This is a genomic window from Prevotella histicola, from assembly GCF_055385135.1.
On record NZ_AP043793.1, the window covers coordinates 1808960 to 1825347 of the forward strand.

The 16388-nt window shown below is 39.4% G+C and carries 12 protein-coding genes; 2 read left to right on the top strand and 10 right to left on the bottom strand.

The features are described from left to right. Nucleotides 1-47: 47 nt before the first annotated feature. The 8 genes from ACZ48L_RS07185 to mraZ all read right to left on the bottom strand — a co-directional run bounded on the left by ACZ48L_RS07185 (nucleotide 48) and on the right by mraZ (nucleotide 9882). A complete protein-coding gene (locus tag ACZ48L_RS07185) occupies nucleotides 48-1334 on the bottom strand; it encodes an FtsW/RodA/SpoVE family cell cycle protein (RefSeq protein WP_025791380.1) in 1287 nt (428 codons plus the stop codon). A 39-nt stretch (nucleotides 1335-1373) separates the two neighbouring features. Beyond that, nucleotides 1374-2705 (bottom strand): UDP-N-acetylmuramoyl-L-alanine--D-glutamate ligase, encoded by a 1332-nt coding sequence (murD, locus tag ACZ48L_RS07190; protein ID WP_025791378.1) that lies wholly within the window; start codon nucleotides 2703-2705, stop codon nucleotides 1374-1376. A 32-nt stretch (nucleotides 2706-2737) separates the two neighbouring features. Next, nucleotides 2738-4009, bottom strand: a complete 1272-nt coding sequence (locus tag ACZ48L_RS07195; protein ID WP_008823659.1) for a phospho-N-acetylmuramoyl-pentapeptide-transferase — start codon at nucleotides 4007-4009, stop codon at nucleotides 2738-2740. Nucleotides 4010-4121: 112 nt separating this feature from the next. Then, nucleotides 4122-5579, bottom strand: a complete 1458-nt coding sequence (locus tag ACZ48L_RS07200; protein ID WP_219446183.1) for a UDP-N-acetylmuramoyl-L-alanyl-D-glutamate--2,6-diaminopimelate ligase — start codon at nucleotides 5577-5579, stop codon at nucleotides 4122-4124. Nucleotides 5580-5631: 52 nt separating this feature from the next. After that, a complete protein-coding gene (locus ACZ48L_RS07205; RefSeq protein WP_025791377.1) occupies nucleotides 5632-7785 on the bottom strand; it encodes a penicillin-binding protein in 2154 nt (717 codons plus the stop codon). Between the two features lie 3 nt (nucleotides 7786-7788). Continuing rightward, entirely contained in the window at nucleotides 7789-8436 is a 648-nt protein-coding gene (locus ACZ48L_RS07210; RefSeq protein ID WP_025791376.1) for an FtsL-like putative cell division protein, read from the bottom strand. Next, nucleotides 8429-9373, bottom strand: a complete 945-nt coding sequence (rsmH, locus tag ACZ48L_RS07215) for a 16S rRNA (cytosine(1402)-N(4))-methyltransferase RsmH (protein WP_464721978.1) — start codon at nucleotides 9371-9373, stop codon at nucleotides 8429-8431. The genes ACZ48L_RS07210 and rsmH overlap by 8 nt, the downstream gene beginning before the upstream one ends. Continuing rightward, entirely contained in the window at nucleotides 9370-9882 is a 513-nt protein-coding gene (mraZ, locus tag ACZ48L_RS07220) for a division/cell wall cluster transcriptional repressor MraZ (RefSeq protein ID WP_025791375.1), read from the bottom strand. The genes rsmH and mraZ overlap by 4 nt, the downstream gene beginning before the upstream one ends. 254 nt (nucleotides 9883-10136) lie before the next feature. Here mraZ and ACZ48L_RS07225 point away from each other — a divergent pair, with 254 nt between their 5' ends. Together ACZ48L_RS07225 and ACZ48L_RS07230 are read left to right on the top strand one after the other, a co-directional pair. After that, on the top strand, nucleotides 10137-10964 hold the full coding sequence (locus ACZ48L_RS07225) for a glycerol acyltransferase (protein WP_025791374.1): 828 nt from the start codon (nucleotides 10137-10139) through the stop codon (nucleotides 10962-10964). Nucleotides 10965-11046: 82 nt separating this feature from the next. Then, a complete protein-coding gene (locus ACZ48L_RS07230) occupies nucleotides 11047-12036 on the top strand; it encodes a GNAT family N-acetyltransferase (protein WP_278528179.1) in 990 nt (329 codons plus the stop codon). A 456-nt stretch (nucleotides 12037-12492) separates the two neighbouring features. Here ACZ48L_RS07230 and ACZ48L_RS07235 read toward each other — a convergent pair whose 3' ends face one another. Both ACZ48L_RS07235 and ACZ48L_RS07240 read right to left on the bottom strand, forming a co-directional pair. Continuing rightward, a complete protein-coding gene (locus ACZ48L_RS07235) occupies nucleotides 12493-14682 on the bottom strand; it encodes a glutamine synthetase III family protein (RefSeq protein ID WP_025791372.1) in 2190 nt (729 codons plus the stop codon). 563 nt (nucleotides 14683-15245) lie between these two features. After that, nucleotides 15246-16346, bottom strand: coding sequence for a helix-turn-helix domain-containing protein (locus tag ACZ48L_RS07240; protein WP_025791370.1), 1101 nt, complete (start codon nucleotides 16344-16346; stop codon nucleotides 15246-15248). Nucleotides 16347-16388: the final 42 nt, after the last annotated feature.

Consider the following 16388-nt stretch of genomic DNA (forward strand, 5'->3'; position numbering starts at 1 on the left):
TTTCGTCTTCTTGCTACTTTAAGTTTATTTTTATAATTATATAGGACTTAAGCTATTACACCTGAAGTTTCTATAGGAGATGTTTTGTCTGTCTTTTTCTTTTTTGCAGAACGACTTATGCTTAATATCACACCGATATATACGCAGTTGATAATTGTGGAAGTTCCACCTTTACTAATAAGAGGTAGAGGTTGACCTGTGACAGGTGCAAGTCCTACAGCTACTAACATATTGAATAAAGCCTGTGTCACAAGTAAGAAGGCGATCCCCATAGCTAAAAAAGCAGGAAAAGAATTCTCACATCTATTGGCTATTATTCCTGTCCTGAACAGGAGTATAATATAAAGGAAAGCAACGATAGCAGCACCCTCTATTCCCATCTCTTCTATTATGATTGCATAGATGAAGTCGGAGAAGGCTTGGGAAAGGAAGTCTCGCTCATTGGAATTCCCTGGTCCTTTTCCTACAACATTGGAAGAAGCTATTGCTATATTGGCATGTGCAACTTGTGCATCTTTATCCAAATCATAGTCCTTCGGTGCGACATAGTCATTGCTAAGGAATTTTTTGATTCGTGCTTTCCATGTGTCAGCGCGGTGTAGAACCTTATCAAAGAGTCCAGGTGCTTCTTCTTTTGGTTCTACAGAAGTTTGTTCCGTAAGATTTTGCTTGGGTGATATTTCATCCTCAGCTTTTTTGTCATCACCAACAATCATTACCATTGAGACAATGAAAATAATTCCTAATGCAGCTACACCTAATAGTCGTCCGATCTGATTGAGTGGTACACGTCCTACGAACATCATTAATACCACAGTCAAGGATATAAGCATTGCTGTAGAAAGGTTTTCAAACACAATAAGCAGAATGAAGATTCCAGAGATAGCTAATATATATTTAAAGGCCTTGCGGTCTGCCCCATGATCAGTTTGCATTGCACTAAGGATTTGGGCGATAGCGAGGACTAAAGCTCCTTTTGCTATTTCGGAAGGTTGGAATTGTATTCCAGCAAAGCTAATCCAGCGGTTTGCTCCGTTTGTTGTCTGCCCTGCGATAAGAACCCATAGTAGCATGAGGAAAGATACTGCAAGTAAGACTGGGGTAATAAGTTTGAAATATCTACATTTGATATTAAGGACTACAACCATCATAGCAGTCCCCACTGCAAGAATAGAGCAGTGATAAATGATAGGACTCCAATAGTTTCCTCCTTTGTATGACAAAGAACTGGAAGCTGAATAAACTTCAGTTATACTAATCATACATAGGAGAAAGAAAACCATCCATATGACTTTATCCCCTTTAAAAAGGTTACTGAGAGATTTATTATTCATTCTTTTTCTCTTTATTTGCCTTGTTGGGTCTGCCTTGTTTTATAATGCACGGACAAGTGATTTAAATTGTTCACCTCGGTCTTCCATGTTCTTAAATAAATCAAAGCTGGCACAGCAGGGACTCAATAGTACGGTATCTCCTGGTTTAGCCATTTCTGCACATGCTGCAACACAATCCTTCATAGAGTGAGTGTCGCGTACAGGAATACCTAGTGTATCGAAGTTTTCATGTAGCTTCTTGTTGTCTGCGCCAAGATAAACTAGTCCGACACATTTCTTTTTAACGAGGTCTTTTATTGCATTATAGTCATTCCCCTTGTCTTTTCCGCCAAGAATAAGAATAGTTGGGGTTCGCATACTTTCTAATGCATACCAACATGCGTCAACGTTAGTTGCTTTAGAGTCATTAATATATTGTACTCCTGCAACCTTGCATACTTTCTCTAATCGATGTTCAACACCGGGGAAATCACTAAGACTCTTACGGATATTCTCTTTCTTTATACCGCTGATGTCTGATGCAATACCAGCTGCTAAGGAGTTATATATATTATGCTTGCCTGTAAGAGAAAGATCTTCCTGCTCCATATTAAAAGGTTCAGGTTGCTCAATAGTGTATTGGCCTTCTTCTATGTAACCGATGCTCCCCTTCTCTTTCAACTCGGAAAATGGATAACAGACAGCATGGACATCAAATTTTTCTAGTTCTTTTCTGATAACAGGATCGTCGTTCCAGTAAATAAAGCTATCCTCTTTTGTCTGGTTTTGGATGATACGCATCTTTGCATCAGCATAGTTTTCGAACTTATAATCATAACGATCCAGATGATCTGGGGTTATATTAAGCAATATTGCTATGTTTGCGCGGAAGTCATACATGTTATCAAGCTGGAAGCTACTTAGCTCTATGATATAGTAAGCATGTGGAGATTCTGCAACTTGTAATGCAAGACTATTGCCTATGTTGCCTGCTAATCCAACATCATAGCCTGCGTTCTTGAATATGTGGTAGATGAGACTGGTTGTGGTTGTCTTACCGTTACTACCAGTAATACAAATCATCTTAGAGTTTGTGTACCGACCCGCAAATTCAATTTCACTTATAATATGAGTACCTTGTGCAATAAGTTTCTGTACCATGGGTGCTTCTTTAGGAATCCCTGGACTTTTAATAATCTCATCAGCATTCAGAATCTTTTCTGCAGTATGCTGTCCTTCTTCCCATTCTATTCCGTGCTGGTCAAGTAGTTGCTTGTATTTTTCTTTAATGTTCGACATATCTGATACAAATACATCAAAGCCTTCTTTCTTTGCCAGTACAGCAGCTCCTGCACCACTTTCCCCAGCACCAAGTATTACGATTCTTTTCATATCTCTTCCTTTTCCTCTATTATGACGTGTCTTTATCTTATTTTCAATGTAATGATAGTAAGTGCAGCAAGTATGATGGTGATGATAACAAAGCGTATAGTAATCTTGCTTTCATGTACAGCTCCATGTGGTACTTTTACTAAGTATTTACACTCAGGGTCTAGCTGACTATCCTGTGTGCGGAAGTTATCATGGATTGGCGTACGTTTGAAGATACGTTGTTTGATGCCTTTCCTCTTACCTAACTTATAGTACCATACTTGTATTATTACACTTAAGCTTTCTACGAAGAAGATGCCACAAAGGATAGGTAATAATAATTCTTTATGGATAATAATAGCACCGACAGCAATGATTCCACCGATTGTGAGGCTTCCAGTATCTCCCATGAATACCTGTGCAGGATACGCATTGTACCAAAGGAAACCTATTAGAGCACCAATAAAAGCCATGAAGAATACTACTAACTCTTCCGAGCCAGGAATATACATTATATTTAGATAAGCTGCGAATTGAATGTGGCTACTAACATATGCTAAAATGCCAAGCACAACTCCAATAACGGCAGAGTTTCCTGCACACATACCGTCCATGCCATCATTTAAATTGGCTCCGTTTGAGACTGCAGTTACAACAAAGATCGTCATGATTACGAATAGTATCCAACCTCCTGCAGTTTTATATTTTCCTAAGAAGCCTACTATCTCAGAATAATCTAAGTTGTGATTCTTTACAAATGGGATTGTAGTCTTGAGTGTTTTTTCAGCCTTTGCCTCATGTTTAATGACAATTTCTTTTCCGTTCTGGTTTGCAACTTCAAGATTCAAATTGGATTTGACATCTGGTGAAGCCCATAAGACAAGCCCAACGATGAGACCTATTGTTACTTGTCCAATAATTTTGTATTTCCCCTTTAGCCCTTCCTTGTCATGTTTAAAGATTTTGATAAAGTCATCCATCCCTCCAAGAAATCCTAACCAAATCGTTGTAACAATCATAAGTAAAAGGTATACATTACGTAATCTTCCAAGTAGCATGACTGGAACAAGCAATGCTACTATAATGATAATACCTCCCATTGAAGGTACTCCAATCTTTTTTACACCAAAAGGATCAATATTTGCATCACGTTGCGTCTCAGTTATTTGCTTACTCTTGAGGTATTTGATAAATCGTTCACCAAACCATGCAGAAATAACCAATGCTAAGATCATTGCTAAGATTGCACGGAAACTGATATATCCCCAGAGGTGAGAACCGCTAATGCCAAACTGGTCAAGCCAACGGAAAATATAATATAGCATTTATTCTTTATCTTTAGTTTTTACTTTCTTATTCTGGAATTATCATACCTTACTAATTATAAATACAAATCCTTTATTCCTATTTAATAGTAGGTACTGTAATATAGTCTATCTACTTAATTCCAAAGATCTCTCGAATAACCTCATGGTCATCAAAGTGGTGCTTTACACCGTTTATTTCTTGATAATTCTCGTGTCCTTTCCCTGCAACTAAGATGACATCTCCCTTTTTAGCCATCATTGCAGCAGTACGGATAGCTTCCTTACGGTCGACAATATTTAGGACTTTTTTCTTCTGTTTAGTATCAAGTCCAGCAAGCATATCATTAATGATAGCTTGTGGATCTTCGTCTCGTGGGTTATCACTTGTTAGAATTACAGTGTCACTCTGTTTAACAGCTTCCTGTGCCATTAATGGACGTTTTCCTTTATCTCGATGCCCACCAGCACCACATACCGTAATGATGTGCCCACCCTTAGTATCAAGTACTTCGTGAATTGCGGCCAGAACATTCTCAAGTGCATCAGGAGTATGTGCATAATCTACAATTGCAGTATAACCTTCAGGAGATTGAATTGGTTCTAATCGCCCGTTAACACTTTTCAGAGTACTGAGTGCAACAAGGATGTCTTCTGGTTTTTTCCCTAACATTACAGCTGCACCATATACAGCTAAGAGATTGCTAACATTAAATTTACCAATAAATTGTACCCCAACTTCTTTCCCATCTATCTCAAGATACATGCCTTCGAAATGGCATTCCAATATCTTTGCACGGAAATCTGCCATACGTTTGATGGAATATGTTTTAATCGTCGCTTTGGTGTTTTGAACCATTATCATTCCATTCTTATCATCAGCGTTGGTGATGGCAAATGCATTCTTCGATAAATCATCGAAAAACATCTTCTTGGCATTACGATAGTTTTCGAATGTCTTGTGGTAGTCTAGATGGTCGCGTGTGAGATTGGTAAAGATTGCTCCAGTGAAGTCTAAGCCACTTATTCGACGTTGATGGATAGCATGGCTTGAGCATTCCATAAAGGCATATTCACATCCTTCAGCAACCATGTCTCCCAATAGGCGGTTAAGTTCTATAGGGTCTGGTGTCGTATGGTCTGCAGGAATAGCCTTGTCATCAATGTAGTTGCAGACGGTGGAAAGTAGTCCTACCTTATATCCAAATTCACGAAACATCTCATATAATAAGGTGGCAATGGTTGTTTTTCCATTTGTCCCTGTGACTCCAACGAGTTTAAGTTTCTTTGATGGATCTCCATAAAACAATGTTGCTACTTTTCCAGCATCTTCTTCTGTAGACTTTACTTGCACATAGGTGACTTTGTCTTCTAAAGTTTCAGGCATATCTTCTAACAAGATAGCTGTAGCACCAAGGGCAATAGCCTTGTCGATAAACTTGTGCCCGTCAACTTGTGTTCCTTTCATTGCAATGAACAAGTGTCCATTCTCAATCTTGCGGCTATCAATGTTTACACCCTTAATATCAATGTCAATATCACCATGAACGGCAATAGGTTTGACATTTTTAAGTAATTCACTTAACTTCATATTCTTATTTTTTTCTATTTCGTCTTGTTAGTTTTTCTATATTTAGGAGTATTTACCCTAATCTAAGTGTACATTTCATCCCCTTTTGAACCTTGTCATTTGGGGCAATACTCTGTTCTATCACACGTCCTCTACCTACAACGATTGTTTTAATACCATGTTTCTCCAATAGATAAACAGCATCACGAGCACCCATCCCTTTGACATCTGGGACTAAGTTAACTCTATTGATTTTTTCTTCTTTAAAAATGAGCTTATTGCCATCTTGGTTGATGGTCCCCCATATTGGATTTCCAAAAGGATAAGCACCTCCCCATCCATTAATGACATTAAAACCAAGCATGTTAAGAACATAGTCTGTGGCAAGTAAGTTGCCAGTCTTAGCTGATGGAATCAAAATAGATTCTTTGTCTCTTGCATCTTGTACATTTAGCTTCAGGTCTTGTGCCATGATACCTTCTGCTATATGATGGAATACAACACCACTCATACCACCTCCTGAAGCCGGAAGTCCTGTCTTTTGTATACATACAATGCAGCTATACCTTGGCTTATCAGCTGGGAAAAATCCAGCAAAGCTGAGTAGGTAGTTTGTTCCTCCAGCCTTGTATCCTAAAGCTCCTTTTGACATTTGCGCAGTACCAGTTTTTCCTGCTACAAGGAACTTGTCAGAGCCAGCTTTCTTACCCAATCCCTCGGAAACAACCTCTGTTAAAATACGAGTGATCTCTTTGATAGTGCTTTCTTTGGCAATATGTTCTTTTATAACCTGTGGAGGATTGTTATATACTACTTCACCGTTTTTGATGATTTGCTTAACAAATCTTGGCTTCATCATCTTGCCGCCGTTTGCAATGGCATTGTAAAATGTAAGTGTAGATATTGGTGGAACCTGTGTCTCGTAGCCAATACTCATCCACGGAAGAGCTGTTGCATTCCAGTTGTCATATTGACCATGACTGTTCTTGTGTGGCATGCGGATTTTTGCAGGAGAATATCCTGCGATTGGGATGTGGAAGTCTGTTGCAAGTCCTAATCTATAGATTCCTTCTATGAACTTTTCTGGATTTTTATGATAATGTAGGTCAATGATACGACTTACACCAACGTTGGAACTGTATTTCAATGTCCATGGTAAAGTTAATGTTCCATAACCTCCACGACGCCAGTTGTGGTCTTTCATGTCACGACCATACATATTCCATACACCTCCACCTGTTTCAACTGTATAAGTGGTATCTACAAGACCGTCATCGAGAATTGTCATTATGGAAGCTGTTTTGAAAACTGATCCAGGTTCTAGCAGATCGCTGACGGCATGATTCTTAACTTCCCTGTATTCTCCGTCCTCACACTTGTCCATGTTGACTATAGCTTTTACGTCTCCTGTCGCAACTTCCATGACAATGGCTACACCAACGTTGCCATTAACTTCTTTAAGTTCGTCAATCAGAGCTCGTTCTGCTAAGTCTTGCATGCTAACGTCTATTGTTGTAACGATGTCAGCACCGTCTATAGGAGGAGTATCAGTAATGTTCAGGAACTTATTGCGTACCTTACGACGGTGAATAATACCATCAGTTCCTCTTAGAATGGAATCATAAGACAATTCTAAGCCGCACCGAGCTGTGTCTTTTGCTCCGAACATATCGCCAACAGTACGTTGCGCAAGAGAGCCAAACGGGCGTCGGCGTGCGTTAAATTCATCCCAGTGAAAGCCACTTTTAAATTTCGATAGATGGAATATAGGTAGACTTTGTATTTCCTTGAATGTATTATAGTCAATACGTTCATCCCATATGGGCCAATGTTTACTCATCTTATGGAAACCTTCCATAAGATGTTTCTTGAATTCTGATGCTGATTTTTCTGGGAATATATTGTTTAAACCTTTGCTAATATATGCAATGCTATCAACAAAAGCTGTGTCATTTCCTGCTTCTTTCAAGGCATTAAAATCCATGTAGACCTTAAACTCTGGTAAGGAACTTGCCATGAGTTGCCCATCACAACTGAGGATGTTTCCTCGTGTTGGTTTAACCTTAACGCTGTCTTTCTTCTGCAATGAGGCTACTTCCATCCAGTAGGATCTCTTAGCAGTCATTGTATATATGGTCTTACCCAGTACTGCAAGAGCAATAAGTGACATCACAATGGCGATGACACTATAACGTGGGATTATTTTGTTGTTATTAAATTTGCTCATTTTTTACTTCTCGGGTACATTTATTATATAAGGTGGGCGGTCTGACATCTTCAGAACGCTATCCTTACGATTCTTTAAGAGTTCTAAGATGTGGCTCTCTCTCGACTTCTCCGTAAGCTGACTGCTACTTGATAAAGCACGATATTTGGCATCCTCTAGTTCTGTGTTCAGCTTATCTATTTCCAGAAGGTATTTCTGTACACTATATCGATTAGATATATATACAATGATAAAGCCGACTATGACAATAATTAACCAGATGTTATTGCGTAGGATATGGGCTGAGAGAATGTCTCCTCCAAGGATTTTCCTTAAAGTAAAGTTTGAAGACTGTGGCTGTTCATCCTCACGAGCTTGCTCTGCTATGGCTGCTTTCAGAATTTTAACCTCAGCTTCTTCCTCTTCCCATCTTTCTTCTTCTTTTTTTCTTTTCTCCTCTTCTTTAGTTCTTTTGGCTTCTTCAGCAAGTGTTTGCTCGCTTGTCACAGTAACAGTATTTTCTTCCGTGATAGAAGCTGTCACCTCTTCTTCTTTAGTTTCAGTTTGTTTGAGTGGCTCTATGACGTGCACGCTCTCGTTTGTGGCTGTTTGCTCATCTGTAATGGGCTGGACTGTCACCTCTGAAATCTTCTTGTCGTTCTCGTCATTCATTTGTTTTTTTCTCTGCTATTCTTAGTTTTGCACTTCGGCTGCGTGGATTTCTTTCTTGTTCTTCTGTTGCTGCAGTGATTACTTTCTTATTTATTATGAGGAAAGGAGTCTCAATCCTTCCAAAGAAATCTTGCTTTATCGTACCTTCTACATTCCCTGATTTCATGATGTTCTTTACCATGCGATCTTCAAGAGAGTGATAGGTTATAACGGATAGGCGTCCGCCAGGGCGGAGTAGTTCTGTTGCTGATAGGAGCATTTCACGTAGGGCATCCATCTCGTGATTTACTTCTATCCGGAGCGCTTGGAACATTTTTGTGATGTCTTTCTTCTCTCTTACACGTTGGAAGAGCGGCTCCGTAGCGCTGAGTAGATCCTTTGTCGTTAGGAGAGGGTGTTGACTTCTTGTCTTTACAATGGCGGAAGCTATACGCCGTGATTGCTTTAATTCTCCATATAGATAGAAGATGTCTGCCAGTTGGCCCTCTTCATATTCATTGAGGATGTCAGCTGCAGTCATTCTTGCACTTTTGTTCATCCGCATGTCGAGAGGCGCTTCAAATCTGAAAGAGAATCCACGGCTCTCATCGTCGAAATGGTGGCTGCTTACACCAAGGTCTGCAAGAAGACCGTCAATTTGTTCTATTCCGTAATACCTCATCCAGTTTTTTAGGTAACGGAAGTTTGAACGAATGAAGGTAAATCGCTCAATCTGATCTGGCTCTAATCCCATTTTGTTGATGTTCTCTTCGGCATCTACATCTTGGTCAAAGCTGTATAGGTGGCTGTTTTCTTTGAGTCGAGAGAGTATTTCACGACTGTGTCCACCTCCTCCAAAGGTTACGTCAACATAAATTCCCTCAGCGTGTAGGTTAAGCCCCTCTATACTTTCATTCAGAAGTACTGGTACATGATATGTCTCTGCAGTCTTGATCATACTCTTTCGACTTTACTTTTCGATGTTTCTGTAGCAGAAGACTGATCGTTTGGGAATAAGAAGTCTTCTGTCCCCATAGTTTCTTCCATTGCCTTGCTGAATTCTTCTGCAGACATGAATGGCTGCTCTTCGCTTTCTGTTGCCCAAATCTCAATGCAGTCATCCATTCCTGTAAATCTGATTTGTTGCTCGATGTTAGCCATCTTCATGTAGCGCTTGGGTATCAAAAAGCGTCCATTGCCATCTAATGTTATCGTTTCAACATCAGTAACAAATTGACGATAAATCATTTGATCGCGGCGGTTCCATCGGCTTAATCGTTGACGTAGAGTATCCATGCGTTCGTTCCATACGGATTGTGGGTAAAGGACAAGGCATGGTTCAAATATGTCTTTGCGTAGGATTAGTGAATCTTCGCCAGACATACTGAGAACCTTGCGGAATACTGCCGGTAAGAAAGCTCTTCCTTTAGCGTCAGTTTTAGCTTCTATATTCCCAAAGAATCGCATGTGTACTTATATATAATTAAATTTGGGTTCAAAGTTACATATTTTTCCCCACATATCCCCACCTTGCTCCACTTTATTTCCTTTTTGATGTCATTTTTGTGAAAATTAACGCCCTAAATACTGCTGTGTACATGTTTGTTCATGAATCTTTTTGTGATATGATTTTATGCTTTTTCTCATATTTCTTAGTAAAAAATGGGTATATTTCAATTCCTTTCGTTACTTTTGCAGGATGTTTGGGGATTTTTGAGACAATGGATAGTGAAATAGAGAAAACGATAAACATAGACAAGATACTGTCTGATAAGATGGGTGCGAAGGTTAAGTTTGTGCCAAGTTTCCTCGTAAAATGGTTGAAACACATCATCCATGAAGATGAAGTAAACCAGTTTCTTTGGGAATCTCGCGGTGTTTCTGGAACAGAATGGTTGACGGAATGTGTTCGCTATCTTCAAATGACTCTCCAGATAGAGGGACTTGAGAACCTTCCCGCAAAGGATGACGGAAAGCTTTACACCTTTGTTTCGAATCATCCTTTGGGTGGTCAAGACGGCGTAGCATTGGGTTCGATTATTGGACAGCACTATGATGGAAAGTTTCGCTATCTTGTAAATGACTTATTGTTAAATCTTCCGGGGTTGAAACCAGTGAGTATTGGAATCAATAAGACTGGAAAACAAAGTCGAGATTTCCCTCGAATGGTTGAGGCTGGCTTCCAAAGCGATAATCACATGTTGATGTTTCCAGCCGGACTGAATAGTAGAAAGATTCATGGAAAGATACATGATTTGGAGTGGAAGAAGACTTTTATCACCAAGAGTGTAGAGTATCATCGAGATGTAGTGCCTATCTTCTTTGGTGGAAGGAATTCAAATCGCTTTTATCGCATCGCACATTTTAGTGATACTTACCTGAAAAAAGTGAATATTGCGATGTTGTTTCTTGTAGATGAAATGTATAAAAACGTTGGAAAGACATTCCGTGTTGCTATTGGTAAGCCAATACCTTGGCAGACTTTTGATAAAAGTAAAACACCGATGGAATGGGCTAAATTCGTAGAAGATAAGGTTTACGAACTGTGATGCCATGATGTAGGACTGGCTGATAGAAGTCGGTTTGAAAAAGAATTGAGAGGATTAAAGAAAGAAAAGATTTTAAAAATATATGGAAGAAGAAATCATCCAACCTATCAGTAAGGACTTGCTTAGGAGTGAGTTGACGCCAGAAAAGATGCTTCGTATGACGAATAAGAGTCATAATGAGATTTATGTGGTGACGGCGAAGGATGCTCCGAATGTGATGAAAGAGATTGGTCGTTTGCGCGAAATTGCTTTCCGGACGGCAGGAGGAGGTACAGGTAAGTCGATGGATATAGATGAATTCGACACAATGGATAATTGTTGCCGCCAACTTATTGTGTGGAATCCTGAAGCTGAGGAGATCATTGGAGGATACAGATATATTTTTGGAAGTGACTGGCAAGTGGGAAAGAACGGGCAACCTATGGTGGCTACCAGTCACATGTTTCATTTCTCAGAGGAGTTTATGCGGGACTATGCGCCCTATACAGTGGAGTTAGGTCGTTCTTTCGTCTCTTTAGAATACCAAAATGTCAGGAAGAACTCGAAGAGTATTTTTGCTCTTGATAACCTTTGGGATGGTCTTGGGGCTTTGACGGTCCTCAATCCTAAGTGTAAGTACTTCTTTGGTAAGATGACGATGTATCCGTCTTACATACGTAGAGGACGAGACATGATTTTGTACTTTCTGAAGAAATACTTTGATGATAAGGATGACTTGATTATCCCGATAAAACCGTTGATTATTGAAACTCCTGTGTCTGAGCTGCAAAGTCTTTTCCAAGGCAAGGACTTTAAAGAGGATTATAAGACTCTAAATCGTGAGATTCGTGACTTAGGTTATAATATTCCGCCATTGGTAAATGCTTATATGAATCTCTCACCTACAATGAAATTGTTTGGAACGGCTATCAACTATGGTTTCGGTGATGTTGAAGAAACGGGAATACTGATTGCTGTTGATGAGATTTTCGAGGAGAAAAGAGTTCGTCATATTGAGAGTTTTGTTAACGAACATCCTGAAGCGCTCTCGTTTACAAGCGGTGCAAATAACGTTATTTACAAAGAAAAATAAGTCTTTTATGTCTCTCTTGGGACGTTTGGCTTAATGTAAGAGTCGGTCTTTAATGTTTATAAGCATAGTTGGTTCTATGCTTATATTGTAATATTAATTCACAATAGTATTTTAATCTATGCTCTTTCGTGTTCTAAAAGGGCATATATTGCATTGCAAAAGGGCATCTTTTACCATGCAAAAGGGCGTCTTTTGGAATGTAAAAGGGCACCTTTTACATTTGGTTTTATAACTGTTTGATTATCTGTTTCTTATGAAACGGCTTTTTGCTCATCTTAGTTTGAGAAATGGCTTGTGTCCTGTTCTTAGTTGTAAGGTTATTTTATGTGTTATGAAAGTTTCCTTTTTGTCGGTCATTATACTGTACAGTATGCGGTGTCCCGTACTATAAAAAAATAAAGCACTTCATTAGTTTTTACTGATGAAGTGCTTTTTTTATTGTAAAAATCTCCGTTTTTATCGAATAAACAGTAGCTCGCGATACTTAGGAAGTGTCCATAGCTCATCGCTTACAATGAGCTCAAGTTTGTCAATCTGGTAGCGAATCTTTTCCATTTTAGGAGCAATTGAATCGTGATAGCTGATGGCTCTTTCTCTCTGATCTTCTATCTTATTGGCTACCTTACGTGCATTTATGAGTTCTTCTACACCTGTTTCAATGATGTTGGTGCGCTCTGCAATCTCACGAATAATCTTTATGTTGCGTTCACTGAGTTGTTTTCCTTCAACATCACCAAAGATATTGACCATATTCTGTACGTTTTTGGCAAGCTGACTTTGGTAATGTGTTGCAACAGGAATGATATGGTTCATCGCTAGGTCGCCCATAACGCGCGCCTCTATCTGGATTTTCTTAGTGTAAGTCTCCCATTTTACCTCATTTCGAGCTTCTAGTTCGTTACGTTTCATGACGTTCATGTCCTCGAACATGGTTATGGAATCCTTGTCAAGGTAACGATCAAAGCAAACAGGACAGCTTGATTCGCAGTCGAGTCCACGCTTAGCAGCTTCTTCTTTCCAGGCGTCAGAATACCCGTTTCCATCGAATCTGATGGGCTTACATGTCTTAATATCCTCACGAATTATATCAATGATAGCTGAAGTCTGTTCCTCTCCTTTTGCAACAAGTGCGTCAACACGGGCTGCAAAGTTTGTCAGTGCTTCGGCAACTGAGGTGTTGAGAACAATCATTGCTGATGCACAGTTGGCTTCAGAACCAACGGCGCGGAACTCAAAGCGGTTGCCAGTGAAGGCAAATGGGGACGTACGGTTACGGTCTGTGTTGTCTATCAGTAGCTCAGGTATCTCTGGAATATCCAGACGCATGCCCTTTTTACCACTGAAAGTAAAGAGATCGTCCTTGTCAGCTTTCTCTATATGGTTGATGAGATCCGTAAGTTGCTTGCCGAGGAAGGAAGAAATGATAGCTGGTGGTGCTTCATTAGCACCGAGTCGGTGGTCGTTGGTAGCACTCATCACAGATGCTTTAAGCAATCCATTATGCTTGTAAACAGCCATTAATGTCTCAACGATGAAGACAACAAAGCGAAGATTGTCTTCTGGAGTCTTGCCACTCTTGTGTAAAAGTATGCCGTTATCAGTGCTTAAGCTCCAGTTGTTGTGTTTTCCTGAGCCATTAATACCCCCGAAAGGCTTCTCATGGAGAAGTACTCTGAAGCTATGTTTGTGGGCAACCTTCTTCATGAGTGACATCAAAAGCATGTTATGGTCAACGGCAAGGTTACATTCTTCGAAGATAGGAGCTAACTCAAACTGTCCAGGAGCAACCTCATTGTGACGTGTCTTGCATGGAATTCCAAGTTCAAGGGCCTGGATCTCCAAGTCTTTCATGAATGCTTGTACGCGCTCAGGGATTGTTCCGAAGTAGTGGTCATCCATTTGTTGATTCTTAGCAGAGTCATGTCCCATGAGTGTTCTGCCTGTAAGCATGAGGTCAGGACGTGCAAAATAGAGGTCTTCATCAACTAAGAAATACTCTTGTTCCCATCCTAAGTTGGTGTGAACCTGCTTGACTTCAGGGTTAAAGTAATGGCAAACTCTTGTTGCAGCAGTGTTAACTGCACGAAGAGACTTAAGAAGTGGGGCTTTATAATCAAGTGCTTCACCTGTATAGGATATAAAGATAGTAGGGATACAGAGTGTATCGTCAATGATGAATACAGGACTTGTTGGGTCCCATGCAGAGTATCCTCTTGCTTCAAAGGTGTTACGAATGCCGCCATTAGGGAATGAACTTGCATCAGGTTCTTGCTGTACGAGCAATTTACCAGAGAACTCTTCGAGCATTCCCCCTTTACCATCGTGTTCTATAAAGGCATCATGCTTCTCTGCAGTACCCTCTGTTAGGGGTTGAAACCAATGGGTGTAGTGGGTCGCACCATGTTCTTCTGCCCATCGTTTCATGCCTTCAGCCACTGCGTCAGCTATAGAACGGTCCAAGCGAATACCGTTATCCATAACATCAACCAGCTTGTTGTAGATGTCAACTGGTAGATACTTGTACATCTTTGTGCGGTTGAAAACATACTTTCCATAGAACTCTCCTGGACGTTCTGTGGGTGCTGCAACTTCAAGAGGGCGTTTCTTGAAAGCCTCTTCTACTGCTCCAAATCTTAAATTAGCCATTTCTTCTTACCTTAAGTTAAACTTATTACTGCAAATTTAATCATTTTCCGATTAACTCACAAAGTATTTCTATATATATAAATAATGTGTGTTATGAATTGTTTCAAATTAGATTATTTGGTGGTTAATAACAAAGTGCTTTTTTTTTGGATGTGGAATTTTATTTCTTTCTCGTTGAAATACTAAATAAAAGAATGTAAAAAGGAAGATAAATAAAAAAGTGTATGGCTGCTCACGCAGACATACACTCAGCCACTTAACTAAATAACTCAAAAAATTATTTGACTCAAAAACATTAGTTTCGTCTTCATCACGAAGACTAACTAACTACTTTAATTTGACTATTAACTTACTAATAACTATTTAAACGTAATTTGATTGCTACTTAATAACAGTCTTTAATTGACTCTGCAAAGGTAGATTATTCTTGTTAAATGCACGACAATACAAATTATTTTTATTTGTTAATAGCATAAAATATGCTTGTTAGTACCCTGAAAGGCTTGAAAAAATCTTCATTTTTTCACCTTTTCATCGATAATTATCGACCCCCATGTACTTTGTTATGCATCTGGGATTGCAAGCTTCCTTCGGCGATAAAGAGTGGGAGGTAATCCAAATTTTTTCTTAAAAGCTTTGCTCATTGCAGCGAGATCACTGTACCCACATTCGTAAGCAATCTCTGAAATGTTCATGTCTTTGTCCTCTAAAAGCTCCTTACAACGATTCATTCGGCATTCACTTTGCCATGAAAGGAATGTGCTTCCTTCAAATTCATATATGTAATAGGAGAGAGATGATGCATCAACTCCGATGGATTCAGCAATTTTTTCCATGGTAAGATCGGTCTCAGATAAGGGAAATGGATCTTGTTTTAGCCATGTGCTGACTTTCTCTTTGATGCTTTCTCCTTTATGGTTCTCTTGCTCTTCTAATATCATTAGTCGTTTGTGGAACTGTAGATAGAATCTTGTTGTATAGATAACTGCAAAGATAATTCCAAGTTTTAAGCCTATATGGTAGGATAAAGAAGGTATTATTTGCCCGAAACTAGCCAATAAAAGAATGATTGCCCACGCCAAATACGAGCGTGATCGATTCCTACAGCCACGCAAATCACCGTCTTCTTCTATGATTTGTTGCCTATATTTTAGTTGTTGGTTGGTTACTTCTATAAGGATAAAGACCTTACAGACAAGTAAACCAGCTACGAAAAGAATACGCGTATATGCCTGAATAGGGGCTGGATGCAGGAAAGCATCAATTAATTCAGTGTAATTTCTGAAGTGATAGTCTTCGTCTGTAAATACAAAAAGCAAATGGGGAATAGCTAATGCAAGCGGGAACAGATTGTAAAATAGCCATACATAGCGGTTGCGATACAGACTTCCATTGCTAAAAATGTTACATGCAAAGAGGTAACTCTCCCATAATATGTAAAGCATTAGCATAGATGTAACGCAGAAAATCTCGGTTTCATCGTTGCAATCACGTACGAAATAACTACAAAGATATATTGAAAGTGCACTATAAGCGGCAATGATGGCCCTCCGTTTGATGGTAAGTGGACCAACACTTGCATTCCAATAAGTCTTTATTATTATTGCGAAGCATATCAAGGTGACAGTCAATGTCACTGATGTAGATATCAATGTTATATTCATGTGTTTGTGTTTGAGTTGATAAACAAAGGTAAGGAAATAAAC

What these genes read in the sequence shown, in the direction of transcription:
- ACZ48L_RS07230 (WP_278528179.1), top strand. Translation starts at nt 11,047, where the DNA reads ATGGAAGAAGAAATCATCCAACCTATCAGTAAGGACTTGCTTAGGAGT.
- ACZ48L_RS07195 (WP_008823659.1), bottom strand. Translation starts at nt 4,009, where the DNA reads ATGCTATATTATATTTTCCGTTGGCTTGACCAGTTTGGCATTAGCGGT.
- ACZ48L_RS07205 (WP_025791377.1), bottom strand. Translation starts at nt 7,785, where the DNA reads ATGAGCAAATTTAATAACAACAAAATAATCCCACGTTATAGTGTCATC.
- ACZ48L_RS07185 (WP_025791380.1), bottom strand. Translation starts at nt 1,334, where the DNA reads ATGAATAATAAATCTCTCAGTAACCTTTTTAAAGGGGATAAAGTCATA.
- ACZ48L_RS07240 (WP_025791370.1), bottom strand. Translation starts at nt 16,346, where the DNA reads ATGAATATAACATTGATATCTACATCAGTGACATTGACTGTCACCTTG.
- ACZ48L_RS07225 (WP_025791374.1), top strand. Translation starts at nt 10,137, where the DNA reads ATGGATAGTGAAATAGAGAAAACGATAAACATAGACAAGATACTGTCT.
- ACZ48L_RS07210 (WP_025791376.1), bottom strand. Translation starts at nt 8,436, where the DNA reads ATGAATGACGAGAACGACAAGAAGATTTCAGAGGTGACAGTCCAGCCC.
- rsmH (WP_464721978.1), bottom strand. Translation starts at nt 9,373, where the DNA reads ATGATCAAGACTGCAGAGACATATCATGTACCAGTACTTCTGAATGAA.
- ACZ48L_RS07235 (WP_025791372.1), bottom strand. Translation starts at nt 14,682, where the DNA reads ATGGCTAATTTAAGATTTGGAGCAGTAGAAGAGGCTTTCAAGAAACGC.
- murD (WP_025791378.1), bottom strand. Translation starts at nt 2,705, where the DNA reads ATGAAAAGAATCGTAATACTTGGTGCTGGGGAAAGTGGTGCAGGAGCT.
- mraZ (WP_025791375.1), bottom strand. Translation starts at nt 9,882, where the DNA reads ATGCGATTCTTTGGGAATATAGAAGCTAAAACTGACGCTAAAGGAAGA.
- ACZ48L_RS07200 (WP_219446183.1), bottom strand. Translation starts at nt 5,579, where the DNA reads ATGAAGTTAAGTGAATTACTTAAAAATGTCAAACCTATTGCCGTTCAT.